The following is a 12,839-nucleotide window of genomic DNA, read 5'->3' on the forward strand; positions in this document are numbered from 1 at the left end:
CCCTCCCGGGCGACCCGAGGCCCCCGCACCCCGAGCCGGCCACCGGGGTACGGGGGCCTCGTCGTATCCCCGGCCCCGGCCCTCGGGACGGGCGCTGCGCACGATGTCCCCGCCGATCCGTAGACTGGCCCTGTGAGTGAGCCCCGCCCTTCAGACCGGCACGACGCGTCAGAGTCCGACGACACCTTCGCGGAGATCGTGGACGAAGCAACCCAGCGCGACCCCGACCTGGCGGTGATCGAGGCCGGAAGCCGCACGCTGCGCACCCAGTCCGGGCCGCCCGTGTCCGACGCGCCCCCGGCCACGCCCGAGGACCCCGAAGCCGCCAAGGCGCTGCGCGCCGTGGAGCAGGAGCTGGCGGGCCGCTGGGGTGAGACCAAACTCGAACCCTCCGTCACCCGGATCGCCGCCCTGATGGACGTGCTCGGCGAGCCCCAGCGCGCGTACCCCTCCATCCACATCACCGGCACGAACGGCAAGACCAGCACGGCCCGCATGATCGAGGCGCTGTTCAACGCCTTCGACCTGCGCACCGGCCGGTACACCTCGCCGCACGTCCAGTCGATCACCGAGCGGATCAGCCTGGACGGCTCCCCGATCGCCCCCGAGCGGTTCGTGGAGACGTACGAGGACATCAAGCCGTACGTCGAGATGGTCGACGCCCAGCAGCCGTACCGTCTCTCCTTCTTCGAGGTGCTGACGGGCATGGCGTACGCGGCCTTCGCCGACGCGCCGGTCGACGTCGCCGTGATCGAGGTCGGCATGGGCGGGACCTGGGACGCCACCAACGTCATCGACGCGGGCGTCGCCGTCGTCACCCCGATCTCGCTCGACCACACCGACCGGCTCGGCAACACGCCGGCCGAGATCGCCGGGGAGAAGTCCGGGATCATCAAGCAGGGCGCGACGGTCGTACTGGCCCAGCAGCCGGTGGACGCCGCGCAGGTGATGCTCAAGAAGGCCGTCGAGGCCGACGCGACCGTGGCCCGTGAAGGCATGGAGTTCGGCGTCGTCTCCCGCGAGATCGCGGTCGGCGGCCAGCTGCTGACGCTGCGCGGACTCGGCGGGCCGACCTCCGAGTACACCGACATCTTCCTCCCGCTCTACGGCGCCCACCAGGCGCACAACGCCGCGGTGGCGCTCGCCGCCGTGGAGGCGTTCTTCGGCATCGGCGGCGAGCAGACCCGCTCGCTCGACATCGACGCGATCCGCACGGCCTTCGCCTCGGTCCGCTCGCCGGGCCGCCTGGAGGTCGTCCGGTCCAGCCCGACCGTCGTCCTGGACGCCGCACACAACCCGGCCGGCGCCCGCGCCAGCGCCGAGGGCCTCTCCGAGGCATTCAGCTTCTCCCGGCTCATCGGCGTCGTCGGCGCCAGCGACGACAAGGACGTCCGCGGACTCCTCGAAGCCTTCGAGCCGATCTTCGCCGAGATCGTCGTCACCCAGAACTCCAGCGCACGGGCGATGGACGCCGACACGCTGGCCGCCGTCGCGGTGGAGGTCTTCGGCGACGAGCGCGTCCAGGTGGAGCCCCGGCTCGACGACGCGCTGGAAGCGGCGATCACCCTCGCCGAGGAAGAGGACGAATACGCGGGCGCCGGCGTGCTGGTGACCGGTTCCGTGATCACGGTCGGCGAGGCCCGGCTGCTTCTGGGAAGGGGCTGACCCCTGTGCGTACGCTCTGCGCGTCGACACTGATCGGCGAGTTCTTCGTGATCGGCTTCGCCGGTCTCGTCGCGATGAAGTCGGACGACCTGACCGCCGCGACCGTCTGGACCGTGTGCGGCATCGGCATGCTGCTCTCCGTGCTGCTGTGCGGCATGATCACCCGCCCCGGCGGGGTCGTGCTGGGCTGGGCGTTCCAGATCGCCCTCGTGGTGAGCGGTGTCTTCGTCCCGGTGATGTACATCCTCGGCATCGCCTTCGCTGCCCTGTGGTGGGCGTCGGTGCACTACGGCCGGAAGATCGACGAGGCGAAGGCCCGCTGGGCGGCCATGGAGGCCCGTGCGGACCCCGCTCCGGCCGCCGGCTGACCCCGAGCCTCCGAGCGCACGATCGGCCCCGGGACCGACGCCGCACAACCCCACCCGTCGGGGCCGCGGCCGGTCCCTGTAATCTCGCTCTCCCGCACCCCGTCACTCGCAAGGAGCCGCTCCACATGACCCAGCGCACCCTCGTCCTCCTCAAGCCGGACGCGGTCCGGCGTGGGCTGATCGGTGAGATCGTCGGCCGCATCGAGCGCAAGGCCGGCTGGCGGATCACGGCTCTGGAGATGCGCACGCTCGACGGGGACACGCTGGAAGCGCACTACGGCGAGCACAAGGGCCGCCCGTTCTACGAGCCGCTCGTGGAGTTCATGGCCTCCGGTCCCGTCGTCGCCCTGGTCGCCGAGGGCGAGCGGGTCATCGAGGGCGTCCGCGCCCTGGCCGGCCCGACCGACCCGATCGCCGCCGCGCCCGGTTCCGTCCGCGGCGACTTCGGGACGGTCACCCGGGAGAACCTCATCCACGCCTCGGACTCCGAGGAGTCCGCCGAGCGGGAGCTGAAACTTTTCTTTCCGGGTCTGTCCTGACGGTCGATCGGCCAAACAGCGCTGGTGACCCGGGGCGACCGAATTAATTCGGTCGCCCTTCGGTATACGTGGTCCCGTCGCGGGAACGCATCCCACCGACGTAACGTCACCCTGGGTGGGACGCGTAGCCGTTCCACCCGGTAAGGCGAATGCCCCTCGCGCTGTGTCCGTGCACCCGGCACTACGATGGAAGCTTCCACACCCGCAGCGCGCCGGATTCGCCGACCAGAATCAGCCATCATGCTTTCTTCGGGAAGGCACCGCCGCATCCTCATGGGGAACAAGGGGAATCAATGTCGTTCATCGGTCGTGACATGGCTATCGACCTCGGGACTGCCAACACGCTGGTGTACGTCAGGGGGCGCGGCATCGTCCTGAACGAGCCGTCCGTCGTGGCCATCAACACCAACACCGGCGGCATTCTCGCGGTCGGCGCCGAGGCCAAGAAAATGATCGGCCGTACGCCGGGCAACATCGTTGCCGTACGGCCGCTGAAGGACGGCGTCATCGCCGACTTCGAGATCACCGAGCGGATGCTCCGCTACTTCATTCTCAAGATCCACAAGCGCCGCTACCTGGCCCGCCCGCGCGTCGTCGTGTGCGTGCCCTCCGGCATCACGGGAGTGGAGCGACGCGCTGTCATCGAGGCGTCGACGCAGGCAGGTGCCCGCCAGGTGCACATCATCGAGGAGCCCATGGCGGCGGCCATCGGCTCCGGCCTCCCCGTCCACGAGGCCACCGGCAACATGGTCGTCGACATCGGCGGCGGCACCACCGAGGTCGCGGTGATCTCGCTCGGCGGAATCGTCACTGCCCAGTCGATCCGGGTCGCCGGCGACGAGATGGACAACGCGATCATCCAGCACATCAAGAAGGAGTACTCCCTCCTTCTCGGTGAGCGCACCGCCGAACAGATCAAGATCACGATCGGTTCCGCGTACGACATGGACAAGGACGAGCACACCGAGATCCGCGGCCGGGACCTCGTCTCCGGACTGCCCAAGACCGTCGTCATCTCGGCGGCCGAGGTCCGCAAGGCCATCGAGGAGCCGGTCAACGCGATCGTCGACGCCGTGAAGACGACGCTCGACAAGTGCCCGCCCGAGCTCTCCGGCGACGTGATGGACCGCGGCATCGTCCTCACCGGCGGGGGCGCGCTGCTGCGGGGACTGGACGAGCGACTGCGCCGGGAGACCGGCATGCCGATCCACATCGCCGAAGACCCGCTGGACTCGGTGGCCCTCGGATCGGGCAAGTGCGTCGAGGAGTTCGAGGCACTCCAGCAGGTCCTGGACGCGCAGCCCCGCCGCTGACGGGCCTCGGGCGGGCAACTGACACACCTTCGGTCTGCCGTACGGGCGCTGCCGCCCCGTACGGCAGATCGTTGATATACAGGCACGAACATTCCTACGAGGAAGGCACGGCCGCCGCACGTGAGGGACACACGAGAGAGCCGGCTGCTCCTGGTGCTGCTGATCGTCATCGCGTTCGCACTGATCACGGTGGACATCCGCGGCGGCGAGGACTCGCCGGTGGACGGCGCCCGGCAGGCCGCCGCGACGGTCTTCGGGCCGGTGGAGAACGGCGTGGCGGCGGCGGTGGACCCGGTGGGCAACGCCATCGGCGCCGTCCGGGACTCCGGAGACCGGCACGACCGGATCGCGGCCCTGGAGAAGGAGAACGCCCGGCTGAAGACGGAGCTGGGCAGCGACGCCCGCACCAACAGCCGCGTCCGCCAGCTCGACGCGATCCTCAAGAACGCGAACGCCGGCCAGTACGGCATCAAGGGCGCCCAGGTCATCGCCATAGGAGCGGCCCAGGGCTTCTCCTGGACGATCACCATCGACACGGGGTCCAAGGACGGCATCGCCCGCGACATGACGGTGCTCAACGGTGAAGGACTCGTCGGCCGCGTCACCACGGTCGGCCCGGACACGGCGACCGTACTCCTCGCCAACGACCCGGACTTCACCGTCGGCACCCGGATGGAGAAGACCGACGAACTCGGCTTCGCCACCGGTCAGGGCAACAGCCCGCTCTCGGTGCAGTTTCTCAACGGCAAGGCCAAGGTGGCCAAGGGCGACCGGCTCGTCACCTTCGGCTCCAGCAAGGACAAGCCGTTCGTGCCCGGCGTCCCGGTCGGTGAGGTCGTCCGCGTCGACCCGTCCGGCGGCGACCTCACCCGTACCGTCTACGTCAAGCCGTACGTCGGCTTCACCAAGCTCGACATCGTCGGCGTCGTCGTGGAGGCCCCGCGCACGGACCCGCGCGACGCGGTCCTGCCGAAGAAGCCCGGCAAGCCGGCCAAGCCCAAGCCCACCCCGACCGTCACCGTGACCGTCCAGCCCAACGGCGACCTCGTCGACGGCAGCGGCAACGTGGTCGGCAACATCCACCAGACGCCCGGCGCGACGGCCTCGGGCCAGGCGGCCGGTGCCACCGAGGTCGCCGCGCTCCCCGACGCGAACACCAACGCCGATACCGACGCTGCCGCCGACCCAGACGGCCAGGCAGACGACCAGGAGTAGGGCTGATCCCCATGCGCTTGAACCGGACGCTGCTCTCCGTCGCCCTCGTCGTGGTCGCCCTCGTGGTCCAGGTATCCGTACTCGCCAGACTCCAGCTCCCCGGAGCCGTCCCCGACCTGCTGCTGCTCACCGTCCTCGGACTCGCCTTCGTGTACGGGCACGTCAGCGGCGCGCTGATCGGCTTCGGCGCGGGACTCCTCGCCGACCTGGCCCCGCCCGCCGACCACGCCGCAGGGCGCTACGCCCTGGTCCTCTGCGTCATCGGCTACCTCGCGGGGCTGGTCCGGCCGGAGAACGGACAACTCAGGTCGGCCTTCGGCCCCATGGCGTTCGTCGTCGTGGCGGCCATCGGCACCACCCTCCTGTACGCGCTCGTGGGCGCCCTCGTCGGCGACACCGCGGCCCGGCACGTCGGCCTCACCAGCCTGGTGCTGACGGCGGCTCTGTACGACCTGCTGCTCGCACCGTTCGTCGTACCGCTGATCATGGGGCTCGCCAGACGCACCGAGAACGACCCGGTCTCCGAGTCGGCCGGCGGCGACGTCTCCGCCGGCTGGCTCTCCTCGGGCACCGGCCTGACGATCGGCAACCAGCGCGGCGGACTCCGCGTCCGGGCCGCCCGCAATCGCGCCGCGCGCGCGGGAAGGATCAAGGGGGTCAAGCGACTGTGAGGCCGGACCAGCACCCGAGCACCACCGACGGGGGCGCACCGTGAGCAACATCCCCGAGACCGGCCGGACCCAGCGCGTCCAGATCCGCCTCGTCGTCATCCAGATCCTCGTCTTCTCCCTCCTCCTGACGCTCGGCGGCCGGCTCTGGTACCTCCAGATCCGCAACGGCCAGGAGTACACCGACGAGGCCAAGAACAACCACGTCCAGCAGGTCGTCCAGCCCGCCGTCCGGGGTGCCATCCTCGACGCGCGCGGCGTACCGCTCGCCGACAACGAGACCCGCCTCGTCGTCTCCGCCAGCCGCACCGAGCTGCTGAAGATGGCGGACGACGGCGACGCCGTCCTCACCCGCCTCGCCGACGTCCTCGGCATGAAGCCGAGGGACGTCAAGGACAAGGTCCGGCTCTGCGACGCGAAGACACCCCAGCCCTGCTGGAACGGCTCGCCCTACCAGCCGATCCCGGTCACCGACGAGGCCACCACCCAGCAGGCGCTCCAGATCCGCGAGCGCGCCGAGGACTTCCCCGGCATCACCGCCGAACCCACCGCCGTACGCCGGTACGCGGCCCCCGGCGGCGCCAACACCGCCCAGGTCCTCGGTTACCTCTCCCCGGTCACCGACGAGGAGATCACCAAGGCCCAGGACACCGAGTCGCCGTACCTGCGCTCCGACCAGGTCGGCCGCTCCGGCCTGGAACGCACGTACGACAGGAACCTGCGCGGCAAGGCCGGCGTCACCCGTTACGAGGTCGACAACCTCGGCCGGGTCATCGGGCAGGCCGAGAACGACCCCGCCGAGCCCGGCGCGAGCGTCGTCACCTCGATCGACGCCAGGGTGCAGTCCGTCGCCGAGTACGAGCTCGACAAGGCGATGAAGACGGCCCGCAAGGAGTTCGACAAGAACACCGACATGAACTACAAGGCCGACTCCGGCGCCGTCGTCGTGATGGAGGCCAAGACCGGCCGGGTCGTCGCGATGGCCTCGCTGCCGGACTACGACCCCAACTCCTGGGTCGGCGGCATTTCCGCCAAGGACTACACGAAACTCACCACCAAGAAGTCCAACTTCCCGCTGCTGAACCGCGCGATCCAGGGCCAGGCGGCCCCCGGCTCCATCTTCAAGGTCATCTCGTCCACGGCGGCCGTCAACGCCGGGTACCCGTTCGACGGCAACTACCCGTGCCCCAGCTCGTACTCCATCGGCGGCCAGACCTTCAAGAACTTCGAGTCCCAGGGCTACGGCTCCATCACCATCGGCCGCGCTCTGGAGGTCTCCTGCGACACCGTCTACTACGGCATTGCGCACAAGGAGTGGCTGAAGGACGGCGGCATGAACCCGAAGAAGAACCGCGGCGACTGGTTCTACAAGACCGCGCACCAGTTCGGACTCGGCAAGGAGACCGGCATCGACCTCCCCAACGAGGTCGCCGGCCGCGTCCCCGACCGCCAGTGGAAGGAGGACTTCTTCCAGGCCAACAAGGCCTTCTGGTGCAAGGACGGCAAGAAGGACGGCACGTACGCCCAGCAGATCGAGTACGAGAACTGCCGCGAAGGCGACAAGATGCGCGCCGGTGACTCCGTCAACTACTCGATCGGGCAGGGCGACACCCTCGTCACCCCGATCCAGATGGCCACCATCTACGCGGCCATCTCCAACGGCGGCACCCTCTACGACCCCACCGTCGGCAAGGCCATCGTCAGCGGCGACGGCAGGACGGTCCAGGAGATCAAGCCCACCTCGCACGGCAAGCTCCCCTTCACCGGAGACACGCGCGACGAGATAGACGCAGCCCTCGCGGGTGTCGCGACCCGGGGCAGCGCCGCCTGGCGGTTCGGCGGATGGCCCCAGGAGAAGATCCCGATGCACGCCAAGACGGGTACCGCCGAGGTCTACGGCAAGCAGACGACCTCATGGTTCGCCACGTACACCAAGGACTACTCGATCGTCATGACGATCTCCCAGGGTGGTACCGGCTCCGGCGCCTCCGGCCCCGCCGTGCGCAACATCTACAACGCCCTCTACGGCCTCGACGCGGAAGGCAAGCAGGACCTCAAGAAGGCACTGCTGCCCACGCCGCAGAAGACCCTTCCGAAGATCCAGCCCGACGGCACGATCAACGCCCCGAAGGTCAAGCCGTACGACCCCGACGCCAACAAGCCCCTCGGCGACGGACAGCAGGCGCTCGCCGCGACGCTCGGGAGGCGGGACTGATGGCCGGTGGCTTCTCCGTCTCCCGGTACGCCCCCGAGCGGACCTCCTGGGCCCGGCTCACCGCACGCGACTCCGTCGTGCGGCGGCTCGACTGGCCGCTGCTCGGCTCGGCGCTCGCGCTCTCCTTCATCGGGTCGATGCTCGTCTACTCGGCGACCCGCGGCCGCGACTCCCTCACCCACGGCGACCCGTACTACTTCCTCTTCCGCCACGCCCTCAACACCGGCATCGGCTTCGGCCTGATGATCGCCACGATCTGGCTCGGCCACCGCACCCTGCGCGGAGCCGTACCGATCCTCTACGGGCTCTCCGTCGTCCTGGTGCTCGCGGTCCTCAGCCCGCTCGGCGCCACCGTCAACGGCGCGCACGCCTGGATCATCATCGGCGGCGGCTTCTCGCTCCAGCCCTCCGAGTTCACCAAGATCACCATCATTCTCGGCATGGCGATGCTGCTCGCCTCCCGCGTCGACGCCGGCGACCAGCTCCACCCCGACCACCGCACCGTCGCCAAGGCGCTCGGGGTGGCCGCGATCCCGATGGGCATCGTCATGCTCATGCCCGACCTGGGCTCGGTCATGGTGATGGTCTTCATCGTCCTCGGCGTACTGCTCGCCTCCGGCGCCTCCAACCGCTGGGTCTTCGGCCTCCTCGGCGCGGGCGCCCTCGGCGCGGTCTCCATCTGGCAGCTCGGGCTGCTGGACGACTACCAGATCGCCCGGTTCGCCGCCTTCGCCAACCCGGCCCTCGACCCGGCCGGCGTCGGCTACAACACCAACCAGGCCCGCATCGCCATCGGCTCGGGCGGCCTCACCGGCACCGGGCTCTTCCACGGAACCCAGACCACCGGCCAGTTCGTCCCCGAGCAGCAGACCGACTTCGTCTTCACGGTCGCCGGCGAGGAACTCGGCTTCGTGGGAGCGGGACTGATCATCGTCCTCCTCGGCGTCGTCCTCTGGCGCGCCTGCCGCATCGCCCGCGAGACCACCGAGCTGTACGGCACGGTCGTGGCCGCCGGGATCATCGCCTGGTTCGCCTTCCAGGCGTTCGAGAACATCGGGATGACCCTCGGCATCATGCCGGTCGCCGGCCTGCCCCTGCCCTTCGTCTCGTACGGCGGGTCGTCGATGTTCGCCGTCTGGGTGGCGATCGGGCTGCTCCAGTCGATCCGGGTGCAGCGGCCGATGACGGCCTGAGCACCCCACGACACCTCCCTGGTCCGGCCCGGTGGCAGCAGCCACCGGGCCGGAGCGCTGCCCGGGCGGGCGGGACTTCCGAAACGGTTTAGATTCGGAACATGGGCGACGTGAAGCGTGAGATCGAGCGGAAGTACGAAGCGGCCCCCGGCACCGGGCTGCCCGACCTCACCGGGGTGGCCGGCACGGCGCGGTCCGTGCCACGCGGGGTCGCCGAACTCGACGCCGTCTACCACGACACCGAGGACTTCCGGCTGGCGGCCGGTTCCGTCACCCTGCGCCGCAGGACCGGCGGCGACGACGAGGGCTGGCACGTGAAGTTCCCCGTCGGCCCCCACGTGCGCGACGAGATCCGCGCACCGCTCTCCGACACCCTTCCCGACGCGCTCGCCGACCTGATCCGCTCCCGGGTCCGCGGCCGGCCCGTCGTCCCGGTCGCCCGGCTGCTCTCCTCGCGGGACGTCCACCACCTCGTCGACGACGAGGGCCGGCTGCTCGCCGAGCTGAGCGTCGACGCGGTCCTCGCCGAACGGCTCACCGGGGACGGCGCGGGAGCCACCGCGGAGTGGACCGAGATCGAGGTCGAGCTGGCCGACGACGTCGATCCCGCCTACCTGGACGCCGTGGAGGAGCGGCTCGCCGCGGCGGGCGTACGCCCCTCGGCCGACGCCTCCAAACTGGCCCGCGCGCTCGCGGAGACGGCACCGGGGGAGCGACCGGCACAGACGGTGCGGGAGGCCCCGGCGCCCGGCACCGCGGGCGAGCAGGTCCTCGCCTACGTACGCCGGCAGATCGGGACGATCGTCACCCTCGACCCGGCGGTCCGCCGCGACCTGCCCGACGCCGTACACCGCATGCGGGTCGCCATCCGGCGGCTGCGCGGGATCCTCAAGACCGGCCGCAAGATCCTCGACCGGGCCGTCACCGACCCGATCGGCGCCGAGCTGAAGTGGCTCGGCGCCGAGCTGGGAACCGCCCGGGACCACGAGGTGCTCGAAGCGCGGCTGCTCCGCAGCGTCGACGGGGTGGAACCCACCCTGCTGCTGGGACCCGTGCGCGGCAGGCTGGAGCGGTGGGGTGCGGCGGAACGCGCCGGAGCCCGCCGCCGGATCGTCGCCGTGCTCGACGGGGAGCGCCACCTCGCGCTGCTCGACACCCTGGACGCGCTCCTCGCCGACCCACCCCTGCTGCCCGCGGCCGGCGAGGAAGCCGCAGGGACACTCGCGGGGGCGGTGCTCAAGGACCACGACCGGCTCGCCGCCCGGGTCCACCACGCCCTGGACCTGCCGCCGGGCCACGACCGGGACCTCGCGATGCACGAGGCCCGCAAGGCGGCCAAGCGCACCCGGTACGCGAGCGAGGCAGCCCGCCCCGCCCTCGGCAAGCCCGCGAAGCGGCTCGCCCAACGGGTCAAGGCGGTCCAGAGCCTGCTCGGCGACCACCAGGACGGGGTGGTCGCCCGCGAGGCCCTGCGCGCCCTGGCCGTGCACGCGCACGGAGCCGGCGAGTCCGCCTTCACCTGGGGACTGCTGTACGGCCGTGAGGAGGAGGCGGCGGCCCGTCTGGAGCACGAGTTGCCGCACGTGTGGGCCAGGGCCTCCGGGGCCGGGCTGCGGGCGGCGCTGAAGAGCTGAGCAGCGGGGTACGCTGGATGGTCACCCCTGCCAGCTCACGAAGGTTCGCGAGATGTCTGCCGAGTCGGTCTTCCCACAGCTCGAAGCTCTGCTCCCGCATGTGCAGAAGCCCATCCAGTACGTCGGCGGTGAGCTGAACTCCACCGTCAAGCCGTGGGACGAATGCGACGTCCGCTGGGCGCTCATGTACCCCGACGCCTACGAGGTCGGTCTGCCCAACCAGGGCGTCATGATCCTCTACGAGGTGCTCAACGAGCGCGAAGGGGTTCTGGCCGAGCGCACCTACAGCGTCTGGCCCGACCTCGAAGAGCTGATGCGCGAGCACAAGGTGCCGCAGTTCACCGTGGACAGCCACCGGCCCGTCGGCGCGTTCGACGTCTTCGGGCTGAGCTTCTCCACCGAGCTCGGCTACACCAACATGCTCACGGCCCTGGACCTGGCGGGCATCCCGCTGGAGGCCAAGGACCGCACGGTGGACGACCCGATCGTGCTCGCGGGCGGCCACGCCGCGTTCAACCCCGAGCCCATCGCCGACTTCATCGACTGCGCGGTCATCGGCGACGGCGAGCAGGCGGTCCTGGAGATCACCGAGATCGTCCGCGCCTGGAAGGCCGAGGGCCGGCCCGGCGGCCGGGACGAGGTGCTGTTCCGCCTCGCCCGCACCGGTGGCGTCTACGTCCCGCGCTTCTACGACGTCGAGTACCTCCCGGACGGCCGCATCGCCCGTGTCGTGCCCAACAGGTCGGGCGTGCCGTGGCGGGTCTCCAAGCACACCGTCATGGACCTCGACGAGTGGCCCTACCCGAAGCAGCCGCTGGTCCCGCTCGCCGAGACCGTCCACGAGCGGATGTCCGTCGAGATCTTCCGCGGCTGCACCCGCGGCTGCCGTTTCTGCCAGGCCGGCATGATCACGCGCCCCGTGCGGGAGCGAAGCATCACCGGCATCGGCGAGATGGTCGAGCGCGGGCTGAAGGCCACCGGCTTCGAGGAGGTCGGCCTGCTCTCGCTCTCCTCCGCCGACCACACCGAAATCGCCGAGATCGCCAAGGGCCTCGCGGACCGGTACACCGAGGACAAGGTCGGCCTCTCGCTGCCGTCCACCCGCGTCGACGCGTTCAACGTGGACCTCGCCAACGAGCTGACCCGCAACGGCCGCCGGTCCGGTCTCACCTTCGCCCCCGAGGGCGGCTCCGAGCGCATGCGCAAGGTCATCAACAAGATGGTCTCGGAGGAGGACCTGATCCGTACGGTCTCCACCGCGTACGGCAACGGCTGGCGTCAGGTGAAGCTGTACTTCATGTGCGGCCTGCCCACCGAGACCGACGAGGACGTCCTCCAGATCGGCGACATGGCGGTCAAGGTGATCGCCAAGGGCCGCGAGGTCTCCGGACAGAACGACATCCGCTGCACCGTCTCCATCGGCGGCTTCGTCCCCAAGCCGCACACCCCCTTCCAATGGGCGCCGCAGCTGAGCGCCGAGGAGACCGACGCGCGGCTCAAGAAGCTCCGCGACAAGATCCGGGGCGACAAGAAGTACGGCCGCTCCATCGGCTTCCGCTACCACGACGGCAAGCCCGGCATCGTCGAAGGCCTGCTCTCGCGCGGCGACCGCCGCGTCGGTTCGGTCATCCGCGCGGTGTACGAAGACGGCGGCCGCTTCGACGGCTGGCGCGAGCACTTCAGCTACGACCGCTGGATGGCCTGCGCCGACAAGACGCTGCCCGGTTTCGGCCTGGACGTCGACTGGTACACCACCCGCGAGCGGACCTACGAAGAGGTCCTGCCCTGGGACCACCTCGACTCCGGCCTGGACAAGGAGTGGCTCTGGGAGGACTGGCAGGACTCGCTCGACGAGACCGAGGTCGAGGACTGCCGCTGGACGCCGTGCTTCGACTGCGGGGTCTGCCCGCAGCTCGACCTGGACATCCAGATCGGCCCGACCGGCAAGAAGCTGCTGCCGCTCACCGTGGTGAAGTGACGGGTCCGCCGCCCGGCGTACCAAGTTCGTGACAAGGCCCGTCCCGGGGAT

10 protein-coding genes are annotated in these 12,839 nt (G+C 70.3%); all 10 read left to right on the top strand.

Annotated elements, in window-relative coordinates; genetic code table 11:
• The first annotated feature begins 132 nt into the window (after nucleotides 1-132).
• The 10 genes from ACFYPN_RS32675 to ACFYPN_RS32720 all read left to right on the top strand — a co-directional run bounded on the left by ACFYPN_RS32675 (nucleotide 133) and on the right by ACFYPN_RS32720 (nucleotide 12,788).
• A complete protein-coding gene (locus ACFYPN_RS32675) occupies nucleotides 133-1,665 on the top strand; it encodes a folylpolyglutamate synthase/dihydrofolate synthase family protein (RefSeq protein ID WP_358765228.1) in 1,533 nt (510 codons plus the stop codon).
• A gap of 5 nt (nucleotides 1,666-1,670) precedes the next feature.
• Entirely contained in the window at nucleotides 1,671-2,033 is a 363-nt protein-coding gene (locus ACFYPN_RS32680; RefSeq protein WP_389303415.1) for a DUF4233 domain-containing protein, read from the top strand.
• Between the two features lie 125 nt (nucleotides 2,034-2,158).
• Entirely contained in the window at nucleotides 2,159-2,572 is a 414-nt protein-coding gene (ndk, locus tag ACFYPN_RS32685) for a nucleoside-diphosphate kinase (RefSeq protein WP_358765224.1), read from the top strand.
• A 293-nt stretch (nucleotides 2,573-2,865) separates the two neighbouring features.
• A complete protein-coding gene (locus ACFYPN_RS32690) occupies nucleotides 2,866-3,885 on the top strand; it encodes a rod shape-determining protein (protein ID WP_358765223.1) in 1,020 nt (339 codons plus the stop codon).
• Between the two features lie 120 nt (nucleotides 3,886-4,005).
• The gene (mreC, locus tag ACFYPN_RS32695; RefSeq protein WP_358765221.1) at nucleotides 4,006-5,100 is read left to right on the top strand and encodes a rod shape-determining protein MreC; all 1,095 of its coding nucleotides are present in this window, start codon (nucleotides 4,006-4,008) and stop codon (nucleotides 5,098-5,100) included.
• Between the two features lie 11 nt (nucleotides 5,101-5,111).
• On the top strand, nucleotides 5,112-5,771 hold the full coding sequence (gene mreD, locus ACFYPN_RS32700; protein ID WP_358765219.1) for a rod shape-determining protein MreD: 660 nt from the start codon (nucleotides 5,112-5,114) through the stop codon (nucleotides 5,769-5,771).
• A gap of 40 nt (nucleotides 5,772-5,811) precedes the next feature.
• Nucleotides 5,812-7,983, top strand: coding sequence for a penicillin-binding protein 2 (mrdA, locus tag ACFYPN_RS32705; RefSeq protein ID WP_358765217.1), 2,172 nt, complete (start codon nucleotides 5,812-5,814; stop codon nucleotides 7,981-7,983).
• A complete protein-coding gene (rodA, locus tag ACFYPN_RS32710) occupies nucleotides 7,983-9,176 on the top strand; it encodes a rod shape-determining protein RodA (RefSeq protein ID WP_358765216.1) in 1,194 nt (397 codons plus the stop codon). Before mrdA ends, rodA begins: the two co-directional genes overlap by 1 nt.
• A 101-nt stretch (nucleotides 9,177-9,277) precedes the next feature.
• On the top strand, nucleotides 9,278-10,810 hold the full coding sequence (locus ACFYPN_RS32715) for a CHAD domain-containing protein (protein WP_389303420.1): 1,533 nt from the start codon (nucleotides 9,278-9,280) through the stop codon (nucleotides 10,808-10,810).
• Between the two features lie 52 nt (nucleotides 10,811-10,862).
• Nucleotides 10,863-12,788: a TIGR03960 family B12-binding radical SAM protein gene (locus ACFYPN_RS32720; RefSeq protein WP_358765213.1), complete on the top strand. Its 1,926-nt coding sequence runs from the start codon at nucleotides 10,863-10,865 to the stop codon at nucleotides 12,786-12,788.
• Nucleotides 12,789-12,839 lie beyond the last annotated feature (51 nt).

The organism is Streptomyces sp. NPDC005576 (assembly GCF_042871745.1).
Lineage (GTDB): Bacteria > Actinomycetota > Actinomycetes > Streptomycetales > Streptomycetaceae > Streptomyces.